This window comes from Streptomyces sp. R35 (assembly GCF_041053035.1).
Lineage (GTDB): Bacteria > Actinomycetota > Actinomycetes > Streptomycetales > Streptomycetaceae > Streptomyces > Streptomyces lutosisoli.
This window is the reverse complement of the sequence record NZ_CP163440.1, coordinates 4,478,803-4,499,209: the sequence shown is the minus strand read 5'-3', so window position 1 is coordinate 4,499,209 and position 20,407 is coordinate 4,478,803. Positions and strand designations below refer to the sequence as shown.

General features: G+C 67.0%; 12 protein-coding genes and 3 rRNA genes. 10 read left to right on the top strand and 5 right to left on the bottom strand.

What is annotated here, in order from left to right:
• Positions 1 to 356: 356 nt before the first annotated feature.
• From AB5J50_RS20535 to rrf, 3 genes are all read left to right on the top strand, one after another.
• Positions 357 to 1,882 (top strand): 16S ribosomal RNA (locus AB5J50_RS20535).
• A 315-nt stretch (positions 1,883 to 2,197) separates the two neighbouring features.
• Positions 2,198 to 5,317: ribosomal RNA gene (locus tag AB5J50_RS20530) — 23S ribosomal RNA — on the top strand.
• Between the two features lie 86 nt (positions 5,318 to 5,403).
• A 5S ribosomal RNA gene (rrf, locus tag AB5J50_RS20525) occupies positions 5,404 to 5,520 on the top strand.
• The 16S, 23S and 5S rRNA genes sit together here, the layout of an rRNA operon.
• A 111-nt stretch (positions 5,521 to 5,631) precedes the next feature.
• On the opposite strand, the gene AB5J50_RS20520 is transcribed toward rrf, so the two are convergent.
• From AB5J50_RS20520 to AB5J50_RS20500, 5 genes are read right to left on the bottom strand one after another with little or no spacing between them, the layout of a single operon-like run.
• Entirely contained in the window at positions 5,632 to 6,942 is a 1,311-nt protein-coding gene (locus AB5J50_RS20520; protein WP_369259902.1) for a DUF58 domain-containing protein, read from the bottom strand.
• Complete coding sequence (locus AB5J50_RS20515; protein WP_327429193.1) at positions 6,942 to 7,931, bottom strand: MoxR family ATPase; 990 nt, start codon at positions 7,929 to 7,931, stop codon at positions 6,942 to 6,944. The genes AB5J50_RS20520 and AB5J50_RS20515 overlap by 1 nt, the downstream gene beginning before the upstream one ends.
• Positions 7,931 to 9,154: a DUF4350 domain-containing protein gene (locus tag AB5J50_RS20510; RefSeq protein ID WP_369259901.1), complete on the bottom strand. Its 1,224-nt coding sequence runs from the start codon at positions 9,152 to 9,154 to the stop codon at positions 7,931 to 7,933. Before AB5J50_RS20510 ends, AB5J50_RS20515 begins: the two co-directional genes overlap by 1 nt.
• Positions 9,151 to 9,897: a DUF4129 domain-containing protein gene (locus AB5J50_RS20505; RefSeq protein WP_369259900.1), complete on the bottom strand. Its 747-nt coding sequence runs from the start codon at positions 9,895 to 9,897 to the stop codon at positions 9,151 to 9,153. Before AB5J50_RS20505 ends, AB5J50_RS20510 begins: the two co-directional genes overlap by 4 nt.
• A gap of 4 nt (positions 9,898 to 9,901) precedes the next feature.
• Positions 9,902 to 11,266 carry a glycerophosphoryl diester phosphodiesterase membrane domain-containing protein gene (locus AB5J50_RS20500; protein WP_369259899.1) on the bottom strand — a complete coding sequence of 455 codons (1,365 nt, stop codon included), beginning with the start codon at positions 11,264 to 11,266 and terminating at the stop codon, positions 9,902 to 9,904.
• Between the two features lie 140 nt (positions 11,267 to 11,406).
• On the opposite strand from AB5J50_RS20500, the gene mtnA reads away from it, so the two are divergent.
• The 7 genes from mtnA to AB5J50_RS20465 all read left to right on the top strand — a co-directional run bounded on the left by mtnA (position 11,407) and on the right by AB5J50_RS20465 (position 20,340).
• Positions 11,407 to 12,546, top strand: coding sequence for an S-methyl-5-thioribose-1-phosphate isomerase (mtnA, locus tag AB5J50_RS20495; protein WP_369259898.1), 1,140 nt, complete (start codon positions 11,407 to 11,409; stop codon positions 12,544 to 12,546).
• Positions 12,547 to 12,554: 8 nt separating this feature from the next.
• The gene (gene mtrA, locus AB5J50_RS20490; RefSeq protein WP_150136091.1) at positions 12,555 to 13,244 is read left to right on the top strand and encodes a two-component system response regulator MtrA; all 690 of its coding nucleotides are present in this window, start codon (positions 12,555 to 12,557) and stop codon (positions 13,242 to 13,244) included.
• A 1-nt stretch (position 13,245) separates the two neighbouring features.
• Positions 13,246 to 15,336, top strand: coding sequence for an MtrAB system histidine kinase MtrB (gene mtrB, locus AB5J50_RS20485; protein ID WP_369259897.1), 2,091 nt, complete (start codon positions 13,246 to 13,248; stop codon positions 15,334 to 15,336).
• Positions 15,326 to 17,170, top strand: coding sequence for an LpqB family beta-propeller domain-containing protein (locus tag AB5J50_RS20480; protein WP_369259896.1), 1,845 nt, complete (start codon positions 15,326 to 15,328; stop codon positions 17,168 to 17,170). Before mtrB ends, AB5J50_RS20480 begins: the two co-directional genes overlap by 11 nt.
• A gap of 233 nt (positions 17,171 to 17,403) precedes the next feature.
• On the top strand, positions 17,404 to 18,378 hold the full coding sequence (locus AB5J50_RS20475; protein ID WP_369259895.1) for a ComF family protein: 975 nt from the start codon (positions 17,404 to 17,406) through the stop codon (positions 18,376 to 18,378).
• A gap of 283 nt (positions 18,379 to 18,661) precedes the next feature.
• On the top strand, positions 18,662 to 19,387 hold the full coding sequence (raiA, locus tag AB5J50_RS20470; RefSeq protein ID WP_327429185.1) for a ribosome-associated translation inhibitor RaiA: 726 nt from the start codon (positions 18,662 to 18,664) through the stop codon (positions 19,385 to 19,387).
• Between the two features lie 206 nt (positions 19,388 to 19,593).
• Positions 19,594 to 20,340, top strand: a complete 747-nt coding sequence (locus AB5J50_RS20465; protein ID WP_327429184.1) for a response regulator transcription factor — start codon at positions 19,594 to 19,596, stop codon at positions 20,338 to 20,340.
• Positions 20,341 to 20,407 lie beyond the last annotated feature (67 nt).

The following is a 20,407-nucleotide window of genomic DNA, read 5'->3' as shown; positions in this document are numbered from 1 at the left end:
ACGCGAAAGCGGAAACCTGGAAAGCACCGAGGGAAATCGGACCGGAAACGATCTGATAGAGTCGGAAACGCAAGAACGAAACAAAAACAAAGCAAGACCGAAGGGAAGCGCCCGGAGGAAAGCCCGAGAGGGTGAGTACAAAGGAAGCGTCCGTTCCTTGAGAACTCAACAGCGTGCCAAAAATCAACGCCAGATATGTTGATACCCCGTCTCCGGCCGATCGGCTGGGGCGAGGTTCCTTTGAAAAAGTCCTGCCGGGCACTGCCTGGTAGGCGCACAGCGAGGACGCTGTGAACCTTCCGATTATTCCTCGGGAGGTTCCGCTCTCGTGGTGTCCACCCGATTACGGGTAAACATTCACGGAGAGTTTGATCCTGGCTCAGGACGAACGCTGGCGGCGTGCTTAACACATGCAAGTCGAACGATGAAGCCCTTCGGGGTGGATTAGTGGCGAACGGGTGAGTAACACGTGGGCAATCTGCCCTTCACTCTGGGACAAGCCCTGGAAACGGGGTCTAATACCGGATAACACTCCTGCCCGCATGGGTGGGGGTTAAAAGCTCCGGCGGTGAAGGATGAGCCCGCGGCCTATCAGCTTGTTGGTGAGGTAGTGGCTCACCAAGGCGACGACGGGTAGCCGGCCTGAGAGGGCGACCGGCCACACTGGGACTGAGACACGGCCCAGACTCCTACGGGAGGCAGCAGTGGGGAATATTGCACAATGGGCGAAAGCCTGATGCAGCGACGCCGCGTGAGGGATGACGGCCTTCGGGTTGTAAACCTCTTTCAGCAGGGAAGAAGCGAGAGTGACGGTACCTGCAGAAGAAGCGCCGGCTAACTACGTGCCAGCAGCCGCGGTAATACGTAGGGCGCAAGCGTTGTCCGGAATTATTGGGCGTAAAGAGCTCGTAGGCGGCTTGTCACGTCGGGTGTGAAAGCCCGGGGCTTAACCCCGGGTCTGCATTCGATACGGGCTAGCTAGAGTGTGGTAGGGGAGATCGGAATTCCTGGTGTAGCGGTGAAATGCGCAGATATCAGGAGGAACACCGGTGGCGAAGGCGGATCTCTGGGCCATTACTGACGCTGAGGAGCGAAAGCGTGGGGAGCGAACAGGATTAGATACCCTGGTAGTCCACGCCGTAAACGGTGGGAACTAGGTGTTGGCGACATTCCACGTCGTCGGTGCCGCAGCTAACGCATTAAGTTCCCCGCCTGGGGAGTACGGCCGCAAGGCTAAAACTCAAAGGAATTGACGGGGGCCCGCACAAGCAGCGGAGCATGTGGCTTAATTCGACGCAACGCGAAGAACCTTACCAAGGCTTGACATACACCGGAAACGGCCAGAGATGGTCGCCCCCTTGTGGTCGGTGTACAGGTGGTGCATGGCTGTCGTCAGCTCGTGTCGTGAGATGTTGGGTTAAGTCCCGCAACGAGCGCAACCCTTGTTCTGTGTTGCCAGCATGCCCTTCGGGGTGATGGGGACTCACAGGAGACTGCCGGGGTCAACTCGGAGGAAGGTGGGGACGACGTCAAGTCATCATGCCCCTTATGTCTTGGGCTGCACACGTGCTACAATGGCAGGTACAAAGAGCTGCGAAGCCGCGAGGCGGAGCGAATCTCAAAAAGCCTGTCTCAGTTCGGATTGGGGTCTGCAACTCGACCCCATGAAGTCGGAGTTGCTAGTAATCGCAGATCAGCATTGCTGCGGTGAATACGTTCCCGGGCCTTGTACACACCGCCCGTCACGTCACGAAAGTCGGTAACACCCGAAGCCGGTGGCCCAACCCCTTGTGGGAGGGAGCTGTCGAAGGTGGGACTGGCGATTGGGACGAAGTCGTAACAAGGTAGCCGTACCGGAAGGTGCGGCTGGATCACCTCCTTTCTAAGGAGCATCTAGGCCGCCAAGCTTGCTTGGTGGTCCAGGGCCATTACGTCGGCACACGTCCGACGGTGGTTGCTCATGGGTGGAACGTTGATTATTCGGCCGGTTTCACGGGTCGGAGGCTGCAAGTACTGCTCGCAAGAGTGTGGAAAGCATGATCTCCGGACGGGAGTTGGTCGGGCACGCTGTTGGGTGTCTGAAGGTACGGCCGATACGGCTGCCTTCAGTGCCGGCCCCGGTAAAAATCTGCTTCGGTGGGTTGTGACGGGTGGTTGGTCGTTGTTTGAGAACTGCACAGTGGACGCGAGCATCTGTGGCCAAGTTTTTAAGGGCGCACGGTGGATGCCTTGGCACCAGGAACCGATGAAGGACGTGGGAGGCCACGATAGTCCCCGGGGAGCCGTCAACCAGGCTTTGATCCGGGGGTTTCCGAATGGGGAAACCCGGCAGTCGTCATGGGCTGTCACCCATACCTGAACACATAGGGTATGTGGAGGGAACGCGGGGAAGTGAAACATCTCAGTACCCGCAGGAAGAGAAAACAACCGTGATTCCGGGAGTAGTGGCGAGCGAAACTGGATGAGGCCAAACCATATGCGTGTGAGACCCGGCAGGGGTTGCGCATGTGGGGTTGTGGGATCTCTCTTTCACAGTCTGCCGGCTGTGAGGCGAGTCAGAAACCGTTGATGTAGGCGAAGGACATGCGAAAGGTCCGGCGTAGAGGGTAAGACCCCCGTAGTCGAAACATCAACGGCTCGTTTGAGAGACACCCAAGTAGCACGGGGCCCGAGAAATCCCGTGTGAATCTGGCGGGACCACCCGCTAAGCCTAAATATTCCCTGGTGACCGATAGCGGATAGTACCGTGAGGGAATGGTGAAAAGTACCGCGGGAGCGGAGTGAAATAGTACCTGAAACCGTGTGCCTACAAGCCGTGGGAGCGTCGGATATGTGCTTGCACATATCTCGTGACTGCGTGCCTTTTGAAGAATGAGCCTGCGAGTTTGCGGTGCGTTGCGAGGTTAACCCGTGTGGGGAAGCCGTAGCGAAAGCGAGTCCGAATAGGGCGATTCAGTAGCGCGCTCAAGACCCGAAGCGGAGTGATCTAGCCATGGGCAGGTTGAAGCGGCTGTAAGAGGTCGTGGAGGACCGAACCCACCAGGGTTGAAAACCTGGGGGATGACCTGTGGTTAGGGGTGAAAGGCCAATCAAACTCCGTGATAGCTGGTTCTCCCCGAAATGCATTTAGGTGCAGCGTCGTGTGTTTCTTGCCGGAGGTAGAGCACTGGATAGGCGATGGGCCCTACCGGGTTACTGACCTTAGCCAAACTCCGAATGCCGGTAAGTGAGAGCGCGGCAGTGAGACTGTGGGGGATAAGCTCCATGGTCGAGAGGGAAACAGCCCAGAGCATCGACTAAGGCCCCTAAGCGTACGCTAAGTGGGAAAGGATGTGGAGTCGCACAGACAACCAGGAGGTTGGCTTAGAAGCAGCCACCCTTGAAAGAGTGCGTAATAGCTCACTGGTCTAGTGATTCCGCGCCGACAATGTAGCGGGGCTCAAGCGTACCGCCGAAGTCGTGTCATTGCAGCAATAGGGCCAACGCCCGCTGTGATGGGTAGGGGAGCGTCGTGTGCGGGGTGAAGCCGCGCCGGAAGGCAGTGGTGGACGGTTCACGAGTGAGAATGCAGGCATGAGTAGCGATACACACGTGAGAAACGTGTGCGCCGATTGACTAAGGGTTCCTGGGTCAAGCTGATCTGCCCAGGGTAAGTCGGGACCTAAGGCGAGGCCGACAGGCGTAGTCGATGGATAACCGGTTGATATTCCGGTACCCGCTGTGAAGCGTCAAACATTGAACCAGGCGATGCTAAGTCCGTGAAGCCGCCCCGGAGCCTTCGGGCAAAGGGGAGTGGTGGAGCCGACGGACCAGACCTGCAGTAGGTGAGTGATGGGGTGACGCAGGAAGGTAGTCCATCCCGGGCGGTGGTTGTCCCGGGGTAAGGGTGTAGGCCGTGCGATAGGCAAATCCGTCGCACATGAGGCTGAGACCTGATGCCGAGCCGATTGTGGTGAAGTGGATGATCCTATGCTGTCGAGAAAAGCCTCTAGCGAGTTTCATGGCGGCCCGTACCCTAAACCGACTCAGGTGGTCAGGTAGAGAATACCGAGGCGTTCGGGTGAACTATGGTTAAGGAACTCGGCAAAATGCCCCCGTAACTTCGGGAGAAGGGGGGCCATCACCGGTGAGAGGACTTGCTCCTTGAGCTGGGGGTGGCCGCAGAGACCAGCGAGAAGCGACTGTTTACTAAAAACACAGGTCCGTGCGAAGCCGTAAGGCGATGTATACGGACTGACGCCTGCCCGGTGCTGGAACGTTAAGGGGACCGGTTAGTCACTCTTCGGGGTGGCGAAGCTGAGAACTTAAGCGCCAGTAAACGGCGGTGGTAACTATAACCATCCTAAGGTAGCGAAATTCCTTGTCGGGTAAGTTCCGACCTGCACGAATGGCGTAACGACTTCTCGACTGTCTCAACCATAGGCCCGGTGAAATTGCACTACGAGTAAAGATGCTCGTTTCGCGCAGCAGGACGGAAAGACCCCGGGACCTTTACTACAGTTTGATATTGGTGTTCGGTTCGGCTTGTGTAGGATAGCTGGGAGACTTTGAAGCAGGCACGCCAGTGTTTGTGGAGTCGTCGTTGAAATACCAGTCTGGTCGTGCTGGATGTCTAACCTGGGTCCGTGATCCGGATCAGGGACAGTGTCTGATGGGTAGTTTAACTGGGGCGGTTGCCTCCTAAAGAGTAACGGAGGCGCCCAAAGGTTCCCTCAGCCTGGTTGGTAATCAGGTGTTGAGTGTAAGTGCACAAGGGAGCTTGACTGTGAGACCGACGGGTCGAGCAGGGACGAAAGTCGGGACTAGTGATCCGGCGGTGGCTTGTGGAAGCGCCGTCGCTCAACGGATAAAAGGTACCCCGGGGATAACAGGCTGATCTTCCCCAAGAGTCCATATCGACGGGATGGTTTGGCACCTCGATGTCGGCTCGTCGCATCCTGGGGCTGGAGTCGGTCCCAAGGGTTGGGCTGTTCGCCCATTAAAGCGGTACGCGAGCTGGGTTTAGAACGTCGTGAGACAGTTCGGTCCCTATCCGCTGTGCGCGTAGGAATATTGAGAAGGGCTGTCCCTAGTACGAGAGGACCGGGACGGACGAACCTCTGGTGTGCCAGTTGTCCTGCCAAGGGCATGGCTGGTTGGCTACGTTCGGGAGGGATAACCGCTGAAAGCATCTAAGCGGGAAGCCTGCTTCGAGATGAGTATTCCCACCTCCTTGAGAGGGTAAGGCTCCCAGTAGACGACTGGGTTGATAGGCCAGATCTGGAAGCCCGGTAACGGGTGGAGGTGACTGGTACTAATAGGCCGAGGGCTTGTCCTCAGTTGCTCGCGTCCACTGTGTTGGTTCTGAAACCACGAACAACCGTCGTAGCTATGCCACGGCTCCGGTTGACAGTTTCATAGTGTTTCGGTGGTCATAGCGTGAGGGAAACGCCCGGTTACATTCCGAACCCGGAAGCTAAGCCTCACAGCGCCGATGGTACTGCAGGGGGGACCCTGTGGGAGAGTAGGACGCCGCCGAACAAATTTTAGAGAAAACCCCCGTACCGGGAAAACGGTACGGGGGTTTTCTGCGTTCTGGATCATTTAATTCAGGGGGCCTCTTGGACAAGAGGCCCCCTTTTTTATGCGCGCCTACAGGCGCCCCGCCGCCTTGAGTGCCAGATACGCGTCCGCGAGAACCGGCGCCAGTTCGTCCGGGGTCGCGTCGACGACCGTGACGCCATGGCGCTGAAGTTGTTCGGCCGTGCGGTGGCGTTCCGTCTGGGCCTGGGCCGCGGCTGCTGCCTCGTACACCGCCTCGGTGTTTCCCCGAGCCGCCGCCATGTGGGCGATGTGCGGATCGGCCACCGATGCCACCAGAACCGTATGGCGCTGAGTGAGGAGGGGGAGTACGGGAAGCAGGCCCTCCTCGATGGGGGCCGCGTCGAGGCTGGTCAGCAGGACGATCAAGGAGCGGCGTGGGGCCGTGCGAAGTGCTGTGGCGGTGAGGCCGCGGGCGTCCGTTTCGACGAGTTCCGGTTCCAGGGTCGCCATCGCGTTGACCAGGGATGGGAGGACGTCGCCTGCCGCACGTCCCTGGACGAGGGCGCGTACTCGGCGGTCGTAGGCGAGGAGGTCCACGCGGTCGCCGGCCCGGGAGGCCAGGGCTGCCAGGAGCAGAGCCGCGTCCATGGAGGCGTCGAGGCGGGGGGCGTCGCCGACGCGGCCCGCCGAGGTGCGGCCGGTGTCGAGGACGAGGAGGATGTGGCGGTCGCGTTCGGGGCGCCAGGTGCGCACGGCGACCGTGGTCTGACGGGCGGTTGCCCGCCAGTCGATGGAGCGGGTGTCGTCGCCGGGGACGTACTCGCGAAGACTGTCGAATTCCGTGCCCTCGCCGCGGGTCAGCACGCTGGTGCGGCCGTCGAGTTCACGCAGGCGGGCCAGTTTGGAGGGGAGGTGCTTCCGGCTGGTGAAGGGCGGCAGGACGCGTACCGTCCAGGGAACTCTGTGGCTGCCTTGGCGGGAGAAGAGGCCGAGGGGGCCGTACGAGCGGATGGTGACACGGTCTGCCTGGCGGTCGCCGCGGCGGGTGGGGCGCAGGCGGGTCGTCAGGCGTCGGCGCTCGCCGGCGGGGACCGTGAGGCGGTGGCGGGAGGCGGCGACTTCCGTGCCGGGTTCCCAACTGCTCGGGGGCCAGGCGTCGCGGAGGTGGGCGCGCAGGGGGCGGCTGGACGGGTTGGTGACGGTCAGGGTGATGTCGGCGGTTTCGCCGAGGCGTGCGGAGGTGTCGCCGGAGCGGGTCAGACCGAGGCGGCGTACGGGTGCTGCCAGAGCGGCGTCGCAAGCGCAGGCCAGTGCCAGGGGGGCGTTCACGGCGAGGATGCCCGTCCAGCTCGGCTCCCAGATGCCGACGGGGAGGGCGCCGAGGGCCGCGAGCAGGGCGGCGCGTCCGGTGAGTGCCATCAGCGGGGGACAGGGACGTGAGCGAGGATCGCGTTGATGACGGAGTCGGCGGTCACGCCCTCCATCTCGGCCTCGGGGCGGAGTTGGATGCGGTGGCGGAGTGTCGGGAGGGCCAGGGCCTTTACGTCGTCGGGGATGACGTAGTCGCGGCCCGTCAGCCAGGCCCACGCGCGAGCCGTGGCGAGGAGCGCGGTGGCGCCACGGGGGGAGACGCCGAGGGTGAGGGACGGCGATTCGCGGGTAGCGCGGCAGATGTCCACTACGTAGCCGGTGATTTCGGGGGAGACCGCTGTCTTGGCGACGGCCGCACGGGCGGCTTCCAGGTCGGCGGGGCCCGCTACGGGGCGTACGCCGGCGGCGCGAAGGTCGCGTGGGTTGAAGCCCTCGGCATGGCGGGTGAGGACGCTGATCTCGTCCTGGCGGGAGGGCAGAGGGATCGTCAGTTTGAGGAGGAAGCGGTCCAGTTGGGCCTCTGGGAGAGGATACGTTCCCTCGTACTCGACCGGGTTCTGGGTGGCGGCGACCAGGAAGGGCTCCGGGAGCAGGCGGGGTGTGCCGTCGACCGTGACCTGGCGTTCTTCCATCGCTTCGAGGAGGGACGACTGGGTCTTGGGCGGGGTGCGGTTGATCTCGTCGGCCAGCAGGAGGTTCGTGAAGACCGGGCCGGGCTGGAAGGAGAACTCGGCGGTGCGGGCGTCGTAGACGAGGGAGCCGGTGACGTCGCTGGGCATCAGGTCCGGGGTGAACTGCACGCGCTTGGTGTCGAGTTCGAGTGCGGATGCGAGGGCGCGGACGAGCAACGTTTTGGCGACTCCGGGGACTCCTTCAAGTAGAACGTGTCCGCGGCAGAGGAGGGCGACGACTAGGCCGGTCACGGCGGGGTCCTGGCCGACCACGGCTTTGGCGATCTCGGCGCGCAGGGCCTCCAGGGAGGAGCGGGCGGTGCCCGGATCCCCGGCGTACCCGGCGTTGTCAGTGGTCGGATCCATCATGAACGGCGTACCTCTCTTTCGAGGGCGTCGAGTTGGTCGGCGAGGGAGACGAGGGCCGCGTCGTCGCGGGGCGGCGGCCCGAAGAGGAGGTTGTGGAGGGCCTGGCCGTCGCCTTGGAGGTGGGCGGACAGGGCGGGGAGAAGGGCTTCGGGCGCGTGCGCCTGGGCGGGGGGTACACCGACGAGGGGGGCGAGGCGGGTGCGGGTGGTGGAGCGCAGGGCTGCCGCGGCGCGGTCGCGGGCGTTGGCCTTGCGGTAGAGGCGGGCGCGGCCTTCGACGGTTTCGGAGGCGCGGATCGCGACGGGGAGGCGTTCGGGCACGAGGGGGCCGAGTCGGCGTGCCCGCCAGAGGGCGGCCAGGGCTGCCGCGATGAAGAGCTGCAGCGTGCCCCAGAGCCAGCCCGAGGGGAGCAGGTCGAAGAAGCTCTGGTCGCCCGCGTCGGTGGCCGAGGTGTCGGAGAGCGAGGGGAGGTACCAGACCAAGTGGGAGCGGGAACCGAGCAGTTGAAGGGCGAGCGAGGCGTTGCCCTGCTCGTCGAGGCGGTCGTTGTAGAGGATGTCGGGGGCGCCGAGCACGACGGTGTCGCCGCTTCCCGAGGTCGCCGGGATACGCAGGAGCGTGGGCAGGCCGTCGCTGAGGTAGCAGGCGTCGGCGTCGATGTTGGTGGCGGTGTAGCGGACGCCGCCGGTGTCGGCGCTGCCCGCTCGCGCGGCGGCGGGCAGGGAGCAGCCGGGGGAGAGCGTCGAGTCGAAGCTGACCGCGGGGTCGGCGGTGACTCCGGGGGCGAGGGTGCCGAGGGAGGGGGATCCGGGGGAGATCAGGATCGTCCGGCCGTCGGAGTTCTCTGTCGCCGTGTGGAGGAGCGTCTGCTGACGTTTGGTCAGCAGGTCGGGGGCGGCGATCAGGATGGTGGTGTCGGAGCCGGCCGCGGCGCGGGCCTCGTCCAGGGTGGTGACCACGCGCGTGGAGACCCCTCGGTCGGCGAGGAGTTCGGCGACGGCGCGGCTTCCGTAGGGATCGGCGGAGCGCGGGTCGAGGCGACCGTGCTGGGCGCCCGAGCGGATTGCGGCGATCGCGATGGCGGCCACCAGCAGGATCACGAGCGCGAGTACGACTCCTCGGGCGCGGGTCCACAGCTGGCGGGCGGTGGGCGAGGCCGAGGTGGATGTGAGGGGTGGGGCCTCGGGTTTCCCGGTTGCCTCAGTCGCCTCGGTCGTCATGAGGCGGCTCCCTGGCGGGCGTTGTGGGCCGTGCTGTGGGCGCTGTTCGCGAGTACGGGTTTGGTGCGTTCCAGGTCGCGGTCGAGCTCGGTGAGGCGATGGTACGTGTGCGAGTCCGCCGCTCGTCCGCCGTATGTGACGTCGTCGAAGTCCCGGGCCGCGGCGCGCAGTCGGTCCGTGTGGGCGGGCAGGGTGCGGCTTGCTTCGGCGGCTGCCTCGTCCGCCGTGCGGCCGGGGCGCGGGTCGAGGAGAGCGCGCTCTTCCAAGGAGCGGACGACGGCGCGCATGCGTTCCTGGACGGCCTGGTTCCAGTGGCCCTGGGCGGCGTGCGCCTCGGCGGCCGCGCGGTGTTCGGCCGCGCTTTTGGGGCGGTCGTCGAAGAGCGCGGCGGACGACGTGGGTGTGCGGCGCGGGGTGCCCAGGCGCCACCACAGGGCGGCGACGACGGCGACTACGGCCAGCAGGATGACGAGAAGTCCGAGCGTTCCGCCGGGTGTTGCTGCGGAGGCGGCGCTGAACAGCTTGCCGACCCAGTCCCAGAAGGCGTTCAGGGCGCGCTGGAGCAGGCTGGGGTCGTTCTCGTGGTACATCCGCTTGGACAGCTCGCGCTTGGCCGCCTCCCGCGCGGGGTCGCGCGGCGTGGTCACCGGTGGCTCGTCGCCGCGCGGCAGCGCGAGGACAGCTGTGGCGCCGGTGTGCGGCAGTGCCAGTACTGCTGTGAGAACTCCCCCCGCCGGGCTCACCGCATCAGCTCCCCGGAGTGGTGCCGGGGGTGTCGGAGCCGTAGTCCTGGACTCCGGCGGCGCGGGCCAGGTCGAGGTCGAGGGCCTCGCGGCGGATGCGCTGGTCGATGTAGAGGAGCACGGTGACGCCGGCGGTGATCGGGAAGGTGAGCATGGATCCGATCACCGAGCCGACGCCGCTGACGATGAGGAACGTCCAGCCGAGGCTGCCGCTGCCGCTGCTGAGGAGGCCGGTGACGCCATCGCCGCTCAGGGCCGCGGCGAGGAAGGCGAAGGGGATGACGACGATCGACGCCACGATGTTGGCGATGATCGTGGCGAGCAGCTGAATGCCGAAGACCCGCCACCAGGAGCCGCGCACGAGCTTCGCGGAGCGGCTCATCGCCTTCAGGACGCCCTGCTTCTCCAGCATCAGGGCGGGAGAAGCGAGCGAGAAGCGGATCATCAGCCAGAGCGCGACGACGCCCGCGCCGAGTCCACCGATGACGGCGAGCGTGATGCCCGCGTCGCCGGCGCCGGCCACCGCGGCGAGTACGCCGGGCAGAGTGCCGACGGCGACGACCGCGACGGCGATGAGCGGCAGCAGGAAGGTCAGCCCGAACAGCTTCGGCAGCTGAGGACGGGCATCACGCCAGGCCTCCGCCGTGGTCACCGACTTGCCGAGCACCGCGCGGCTGGTCACGGATGTGAGCAGGGCCGTCGCGACGATGGTGCCGAGCAGGGTGATGAGCAGGACTACACCGGAGTTCAGCAGGGTGTCGCCCAGGGCGCGGCTCAGCTCACCGACGGTGGCGCTCGGGTCGTTGAGGGCGTCCGTGCTGGCGCTGTCGTCCAGGACGAAGCCCTGGAGCAGGATGACCGCGATCTCCGTGACGACCGCGACAGTCAGCGAGATGCCGAGGACAGTGCGCCAGTAGGTGCGCATCGTGGAGACCGCGCCGTCGAGGATCTCGCCGACGCCGAGCGGGCGGAGCGGGATGACGCCGGGCTTGGCAGCGGGCGGCGGGCCACCCCAGTTGCCTCCCCAGCCGCCGGGACCGATGGGGCCGCCGTATCCGCGACCCGGGCCTCCCCAGCCTGTGTACCCGCCGCCCTGGGCTCCGTGGCCGCCGTGGCCGCCGGGGGGCCGGCCGCCCCAGCCCGGGCCGGGCGGAGGTGGTGGCGGGGCCTGGCCGGGGCCCTGCGGGCTGGGAGCGGACCACTGACCGGGCGGGGGCTGCTCCTTGGACCATTTCGACGGCGGCTCCGGCTGGTCCGTGCCGCCCTGGTCCGAGGGCTGCTCCGTGGGCTGCGCGGCGCCGGAGGAGTCCGGCTCCTGCCCGTCGGAGGGGGCAGATCCGGGCGAGGCCCAGCCCGGAGTGTCTTTCATCGTCGCTCCTTCACGGTGCCCGTCCGCCGTCGCGGCGGCAGGTTGGCAGCCATCGTGCCACGGTGCGCCCGGCAAGGGACCGGCCGCCGTATGGGCTGCGCACCTTCAATTGTCCGCCGGGTACGGGGCAGACTGGGCGGATGGCTGATCAGTACGCGCAATCCCGTGAGGACAGCGGGCGCACGGAGATACCGACGATCCGCTGGGACGAGCCACCCGAAGGCCCCGTGCTGGTCCTTCTCGATCAGACACGGCTGCCCACCGAGGAGGTCGAGTTGGTGTGCACGGATGCGCCGGCGCTGGTGGAGGCGATCCGCACGCTCGCCGTGCGCGGGGCGCCGGTGCTCGGCATCGCCGGGGCGTACGGCGTCGCGCTCGCCGCCGCGCGGGGCTTCGACGTGGACGAGGCCGCGCGTGCGCTGGCCGGTGCCCGGCCGACCGCGGTGAACCTGGCTGTCGGCGTACGCAGGGCGCGGGCGGCTTACGGTGCCGCGCTCTCCGGTGGCGGCGATCAGCAGCAGGCCACCGCGGCGGCGCTCGCCGCGGCGCGGGCGCTGCACCGGGAGGACGCCGAGGCCAGCGCGCGGATGGCGGAGCTCGGGCTTGCGCTGCTCGACGAGCTGCTGCCGGGCGGCGGACACCGGGTTCTGACGCACTGCAACACCGGCGCGCTGGTGTCGGGCGGGGAAGGAACGGCGTTCGCGGTGGCGCTCGCGGCGCATCGGGCGGGGCAGTTGCGGCGGCTCTGGGTGGACGAAACGCGGCCGTTGCTGCAAGGTGCTCGCCTGACGGCCTACGAAGCGGCGCGCAACGGAATGGCGTACACCTTGCTCACGGACAACGCGGCGGGCTCGCTCTTCGCGGCCGGAGAGGTGGACGCGGTGCTGATCGGGGCCGATCGGATCGCGGCCGACGGTTCGGTGGCGAACAAGGTGGGGAGCTATCCGCTCGCGGTGCTGGCCCGGTATCACCATGTGCCGTTCATCGTGGTGGCGCCGGTGACGACGATCGATCTGGACACCCCGGACGGAGCGTCCATCGAGGTCGAACAGCGCTCAGGTCATGAAGTGACCGAGGTCACAGCACCTCAGGCGGCAGGAGCGGAAGCGGGAGGCGGGATACCGGTGGCACCCCTGGGGACCCAGGCGTACAACCCGGCGTTCGACGTGACGCCGCCGGAGTTGGTGACGGCAATCGTCACCGAAGAGGGCGCCGTGTCGCCCGTGACGGCTGAGGCGCTTGCCGAGCTGTGTGACAGGTCACGCCAGGTAACGATTTAGTTAATGGGATGATGTCGTTTATGAAGGGACGAGTCCTTGTCGTCGATGACGACACCGCACTGGCCGAGATGCTCGGCATTGTGTTGCGTGGTGAAGGTTTTGAGCCGTCTTTCGTAGCCGACGGCGACAAGGCGCTGGCGGCTTTCCGTGAGACCAAGCCCGATCTGGTGCTCCTGGACCTGATGCTTCCCGGCCGGGACGGTATCGAGGTGTGCCGCCTGATCAGGGCGGAGTCCGGGGTTCCGATCGTGATGCTCACGGCGAAGAGCGACACCGTCGATGTCGTGGTCGGCCTCGAGTCGGGTGCCGACGACTACATCGTGAAGCCGTTCAAGCCAAAGGAGCTGGTGGCACGGATCAGGGCGCGGCTGCGCCGATCGGAGGAGCCGGCGCCCGAACAGCTGGCCATCGGAGACCTCGTCATCGACGTGGCCGGTCACTCTGTGAAGCGGGAGGGGCAGTCGATAGCGCTGACGCCGCTGGAGTTCGACCTGCTGGTCGCGCTGGCCCGCAAGCCGTGGCAGGTGTTCACGCGTGAGGTCCTGCTGGAGCAGGTGTGGGGCTACCGCCACGCGGCGGACACCCGCCTGGTCAACGTCCATGTCCAGCGGCTGCGCTCCAAGGTCGAGAAAGACCCGGAGCGGCCGGAGATCGTGGTGACCGTCCGTGGTGTCGGTTACAAGGCCGGACCGAGCTGACATGTCCCGGGACAGTGCCGCTTCGGCGCCCGGTGAGCCGGGGGTCCGTTCGGGGCGGCCTGTCGGCCGGAAAATGACGGGCTCCCACTGGGGACGGTTCATGGAGGGCGGGCTGCTCCAGGGCGGAGTCCAGGGCAGCCCGGTCCTTCGGCTGTTCATGCGCTGGGTGCGCCGTCCGCTGCTGCCCGTGATGCGGCTGTGGCGGCGCAACATCCAGCTCAAGATCGTCGTCACGACGCTGCTGATGTCGCTGGGTGTGGTGCTGCTGCTCGGCTTCGTCGTGATCGGGCAGGTGCGCAACGGACTGCTGGACGCCAAGGTGAAGGCGTCGCAGAGCCAGGCCACGGGTGGCTTCTCGGTGGCCAAGCAGAAGGCGGACGCCGCCGCGACGGCGAACGGCGCCGACGGCTCGACCGCGGACGGCCGTCAGTCCAAGAATGTCAGCCAGTGGATGGGCGACCTCGTGGAGTCCCTCTCCAGCGGTGGCCAGGGCGCTTTCGACGTGGTGACCCTCAGCTCGACCGCGGCCGGCAACGGCGGCGCCGGGCTCGCACCGCGCTACTCGGGCCAGGTCGATCCGACGGTCAGCGTGCCGCAGAACCTGCGCACCCGTATCGACGGCAGCACGCTGGCGGCTCAGAGCTACACCCGTGTCGTCTACCGGGACGGCAGGGAAGCGCAGCCGGCGCTGGTCATCGGCAAGCAGGTCAACGACCCCAACGGAGACCCGTACCAGCTCTACTACCTCTTCCCGCTGACGCAGGAGGAGAAGTCGCTGAGCCTGGTCAAGGGGACGCTCGCGACCGCCGGACTGTTCGTCGTGGTGCTGCTGGGGGCCATTGCCTGGCTCGTGGTGCGCCAGGTCGTCACGCCCGTGCGGATGGCGGCGGGGATCGCCGAGAGGCTGTCCGCCGGACGCCTCCAGGAACGTATGAAGGTCACCGGCGAGGACGACATCGCGCGGCTCGGCGAAGCCTTCAACAAGATGGCGCAGAACCTCCAGCTGAAGATCCAGCAGTTGGAGGACCTGTCGCGGATGCAGCGGCGGTTCGTGTCCGATGTGTCGCACGAGCTGCGTACACCGCTGACGACCGTGCGGATGGCTGCCGATGTCATCCATGACGCGCGAGTGGACTTCGACCCGGTGACCGCGCGGTCCGCGGAGTTGCTGGCCGATCAGCTGGACCGGTTCGAGTCGCTGCTCGCGGACCTGCTGGAGATCAGCCGCTTCGACGCGGGCGCGGCTGCGCTGGAAGCCGACGCGATAGACCTCCGAGAAGTCGTACGACGGGTGGTCAGCGGGGCCGAGCCGCTCGCCGAGCGCAAGGGCACGCACATACGCGTCGTCGGTGACCAGCAGCCGGTGGTCGCCGAGGCGGATGCCCGGCGGGTGGAGCGGGTGCTGCGCAATCTCGTCGTCAACGCCGTGGAGCACGGCGAGGGCAAGGACGTGGTGGTCAAGCTCGCCTCGGCGGGCGGGGCGGTCGCGGTCGCCGTGCGCGACTACGGCGTGGGCCTCAAGCCCGGCGAGGCGACGCGGGTGTTCAGCCGCTTCTGGCGGGCCGACCCGGCACGCGCGCGTACCACCGGCGGCACGGGTCTTGGGCTGTCCATCGCCCTGGAGGACGCGCGGCTGCACGGCGGCTGGCTGCAGGCGTGGGGAGAGCCGGGCGGCGGTTCGCAGTTCCGGCTGACGCTGCCGCGGACGGCGGACGAGCCGCTGCGGGGGTCGCCGATACCCCTGGAGCCCAAGGACTCACGGCGTAATCGTGGACTTAATGACGCCGGTTTGCCGGACGGCGGCGGTGGCAAGCTCGCCACTGTGCCGGTGCAGCAGCCCGCGGGAGGGGCTGTGCCGCCTCCGATGCCGCCGCGTGTGCCCATTGGGCCGCGACTGGCCGGGGTGTCGCCCACGGCCGATCCGACGGCTCTGCCCGGCAACGGCGCGCGCGTGGTGCCACGACCCACCGGGGCCGCACGACGGGCGGACGACGCGTCCGCCGCGGGCGGGGAGCGGACCGTGGAAGGGCACGGGACGGACGCCGGGCAGCCGGAGGAGCTTGGACAAGGGGAGGCATTTCGTGGGCGCTGACCGCGAGGGGAGCGGCCGCAGACGTCCGGTGCGCTTGGCGGCGTACGTAGGTTGCGGTGCCCTGCTGCTGGCCGGGTGCGCCTCGATGCCGGACAGCGGGGATCTGCGCGACGTCGAGTCCACGCCGAGGCAGGACTCACAGGTCCGCGTCTTCGCCATGCCGCCGCGTGAGAACGCCTCGTCCGCGGAGATCGTGCAGGGCTTCCTGGAGGCGCTAACCAGCGACGACCCGCAGTACGAGACGGCGCGCAAGTACCTGACGGCGAGCGCCCGCAAGACGTGGGATCCGGACGCGTCCACGACAGTTCTCGCGGACGCGCCGGACCCCGAGCCGGCACACGCGGGGACCGGGGAAGACACCGACGAGGGTTTCTTGTACCGGCTGAGCGGCGGCAAGGTCGCCACGGTCGACGCGCAGCACGCGTACGCGCCGGACGACGGCTCGTACAACAGGACGGTGCATCTCACGCGGCTGAAGAACAGCAAGCAGTGGCGCATCGACGGGCTGCCGCAGGGCGTGGTGATGGGCAAGTCCGACTTCCAGCGCAACTACGTGTCCGTCAACAAGTACTACTACGCGTCGAACGTGACCTCCGGGACGGGCGCACCGCTGGGGACCGTCGCCGATCCGGTCTATGTGCGCGAGCAGGTGGACCCGATGACGCAGATCGTCCGGGCGCTCCTGAAGGGGCCCACACGCTGGCTGGACCCGGTGGTCACGTCAAGTTTCCCCTCGGGGACGGAGCTGAAGAAGGGCGTCGAGTCGTTGTCGCCCGACGACCGGAACCGGGTCACGGTGCCGCTGAACCGGAAGGCGGACCATGTCGGCCGGTCCCAGTGCACCAAGATGGCGGCCCAACTCCTCTTCACCTTCCAGGATCTGACGCCCACAGGTGTGGTCGAGGTGGAGCTGCAGAAGTCGGACGGCTCGCAGCTGTGCGTGGTCACCGATGTCCAGGCCAAGAGCATCGCCTCGCACGGTACGGGGCAGCGTCCCGAGTACCAGTACTTCATCGACGACCGGCAGCGGCTCGTGCGGATGCCCAGCGCCAACAGCGACAAGAAGCCCGAGTCGGTGCCCGGTGCGCTGGGCGAGGGCGACAAGAAGCTGCGGTCGGCCGCGGTGTCGCGGGACGAGAGCAGCGCGGCCGGCGTGTCGGCCGACGGGAGTTCGCTGTACGTCGGGTCGCTGGTGTCGGGCGGCTCGCTCGGCGAAGCGGTGCTGCACAGCCAGGGCAAGACGGCGGACGACCGGCTGACGACGCCCAGCTGGGACGCGCAGGGCGACCTGTGGGTGGCCGACCGTGACCTGAAGAACCCCCGGCTGCTTCTGCTGCAGAAGGGCGCGGGCGAACCGCTGGTGGTCCAGACTCCGAACCTCGACGGGCGTGTCGAGGCCGTGCGGGTGGCCGCCGACGGGGTGCGGATCGCGCTGATCGTCGAGAAGGACGGCGAGAGCTCGCTGCAGATCGGGCGCATCGTGCGCGACTCCCAGGCCGGTGAGCGGCCCGCCGTCTCGATCATCGAACCACGTTCCGTGGCACCCCAGCTGGAGGAGGTCACGGCCATGTCGTGGGCCGGGGACAACCGGCTCGTGGTCGTCGGAAGCGAGAAGGGGGGCGTCCAGCAGATGCGGTACGTCCAGGTCGACGGCTCCACTCCGGTGGGCACCGCACCTTCCGCGCTGACGGGCGTCAAGGAGATCGCCGCGTCCGAGGACGAGCGGCTGCCGCTGGTGGCGCACTCGCTCGAGGACGGGATCGTACGGCTGTCGTCCGGGGAGCAGTGGCAGAAGGTGGACAAGGACGGGACGGCGCCGGTCTATCCCGGGTAGGACCTGCTCGTTTCCCCTGGTTTTCTCGGTTTCCCTGGTTTTCCCTGGTGGGCCCGCCTCTCTCGTGGGGTGGGCCCACTTGCCTTTCCGGGGCAGGGACGGCCCGCCTCTTGTGTCGGCGTGCCCGGTGCGGGACTGCCGTGAGGACAGCGGTAACTAGTTGTCCACAGGGAGTTGTCCAGAGTTATCCACAGGGGTGGCCGGGCGGCCCGTGCGTTGGCACAGTGGTGGGCATGCGGGGGTGGTGGCAGGACCTCACCGATCTGGTGCTGCCGGCCGAGTGCGGAGGCTGCGGGAGGCCTCGCACGGTGCTCTGCCCTGAGTGCCGTGCCGCCCTGACCGGGGCCGCACCGTGCCGGGTGCGACCGGTGCCGGAGCCGTCCGGGCTGCCGGTGGTGCACGCGGCGGCTCCGTACGAGGACGAGGTGCGGGCCGTGCTGCTCGCCCACAAGGAACGGGGCGCGCTGGCGCTCGCGGCGCCGCTCGGAGTGGCCCTGGCGGGGGCTGTGCGGGCGGGGCTGGGGTACGTACGACGTCCTGGTGCGGACGGACGGCTCACGGCTCCGGAGGGGCGGCTGAGGCTCGGGAAGGGGCAACTGTGGGGCGAGGGCGACCGGGCCGGGGCCGGCGGACAGCGGCCATGGCGCGAAGACGACCGGTTCGGTGGCGGTGAGCAGCTGTCGTCGGGGAACGGCCGGCTGCCGCTGGGGGCTGCCGGTGGAGTCGAGCGAGGGCCCGTGCTGCTCGTTCCCGTGCCGTCGTCGCGGTGGGCGGTGCGGGCGCGGGGGCACGACCCGGCGCGGCGGATCGCGCTCGCGGCGGCGGGTGAGCTGCGGCGTACGGGGACGCCGGCCCGGGTGCTGAGCGTGCTGCGACAGCGGCGTGCAGTGGCCGACCAGTCGGGGCTCAACTCCCGGCAGCGGCTGGACAATCTCGCGGGCGCCCTGGAGGTGGCTGCCGGGGGTGCCCGGCTGCTGGCGGGCGGCGGCCTGGTCGTGCTCGTGGACGACCTGATGACGACGGGCGCCTCGTTGACGGAGGCGGCGCGGGCCGTACGGGCCGTGGAGGCAAGGGGCGAGGGGGCGGATCCGACAGAAGTGGTCCCACGAATGGCGGGTACGGGTGAAGTCGGAGACACCGGCTGCGCCACGGTCTGCGCGGCTGTGATCGCAGCACCGCCAGACTCCTTCGAAATAAACCGGAACTGACTGAGAACTTGCATCGTTGCAGGTAATGAGAGGGTCAATTCACCTGAACGGAGGTACGTCGCAGTAGAGGGTGACGACATCCGTCCGGGCGAGATATGTTCGGTTGTGAGGCAATGGCGCAGGCCGTACCTTCGAACATCTCAATGCTGTGCTGCGGGTTTTCAGCAATCACCCGTGTCGGTGGGGTGGAGATCTTGCCCATGGGGGAGGAGGAGGTGAAAGTCACCGAGTCCGAGGTTCCGGGACTCACCGGAGCCTGGTGCAAAAGGGAGATGCTCCGCCAGTGGAGCGGGGCTATCCGGGAACGGAGTTCTGCGTGGACATCGTCGTCAAGGGCCGCAAGACCGAGGTGCCCGAGAGGTTCCGCAAGCACGTGGCCGAGAAGCTGAAGCTGGAGAAGATCCAGAAGCTCGATGGCAAGGTGATCAGCCTCGACGTCGAGGTGTCCAAGGAGCCCAACCCCCGACAGGCCGACCGTTGTGACCGAGTGGAGATCACGCTCCGCTCCCGCGGTCCGGTGATCCGGGCGGAGGCAGCGGCGAGCGATCCGTATGCAGCACTCGACCTGGCCGCGGACAAGCTCGAAGCCCGGCTGCGCAAGCAGCACGACAAGCGCTATACCCGCCGTGGCAACGGCAGGATCTCGGCCGCCGAGGTCGCCGACCACGTCCCGGGTGCCGCGACGCTGAACGGCAACGGCAGCGTCGTCCACGACGAGGAACCCGACAGCGTGCCGACCAAGAGGATCGGCTCCCTCGAGGTCATGGGCGAAGGCCCCCTCGTCGTCCGTGAGAAGACCCACGTGGCTGCCCCGATGACGCTCGACCAGGCGCTCTACGAGATGGAGCTGGTCGGGCACGACTTCTATCTGTTCGTCGACTCGGAGACGAAGGAACCGAGTGTCGTCTACCGACGGCATGCGTACGACTACGGCGTCATCCACCTCAACACGGACCCGATGGTCGCCCAGGCCGGAGCGGATGCGCCGGGCGGTGCGCTCGGCGGCTGACCCTCCCCGGTGACAGCTGAGTCGGTGCCCCTGGAGCGCGTGTGCGCCCCCAGGGGCACCGGTGTGCGACCACTTCGCAACCCGCTCTGTCACCGCACTGTCGTCCGGGCATGAAATCATGGCCGCACCGGCTCCAACCGGTGGGCCGTTGCCTTGGGTTGGCGATGGCACAGGAACACAGGCCACGGCCTTCAGGGGGAGGAACGATGGCGGACAGCTTCGGACCGATGCGTGACGACGATGCCGACGACGGCGTCGTCGGCATGGGCCCGGACGCGGGCTCCCCACGCAAGGAGCCCATCAGGGTCCTTGTCGTGGACGACCACGCCCTCTTCCGCCGCGGTCTGGAGATCGTGCTCGCGGCCGAGGAGGACATCCAGGTCGTCGGTGAGGCGGGTGACGGGGCGGAGGCGGTCGACAAGGCGGCCGATCTGCTGCCCGACATCGTGCTGATGGACGTACGCATGCCGAAGCGTGGCGGCATCGAGGCGTGCACCTCCATCAAGGAGGTCGCCCCCAGCGCGAAGATCATCATGCTGACGATCAGCGACGAGGAGGCCGACCTCTACGACGCGATCAAGGCTGGTGCCACGGGTTATCTCCTCAAGGAGATCTCCACGGACGAGGTGGCCACGGCCATTCGCGCGGTGGCCGACGGGCAGTCGCAGATCAGCCCCTCGATGGCGTCGAAACTCCTCACCGAGTTCAAGTCGATGATCCAGCGGACCGATGAGCGGCGGCTGGTGCCCGCGCCGCGACTCACCGATCGTGAGCTGGAGGTTCTCAAGCTCGTCGCGACCGGGATGAACAACCGGGACATCGCCAAGGAGTTGTTCATCTCCGAGAACACGGTGAAGAACCACGTGCGCAACATCCTGGAGAAGCTGCAGCTGCATTCCAGGATGGAGGCCGTGGTGTACGCGATGCGGGAGAAGATCCTGGAGATCCGCTAGCCGCTTGGCCGAGTCGGCTGTCGTACTCGGCTGAGGTGCTCGACTGCTTTGCTCGGTCCCTCGGTCC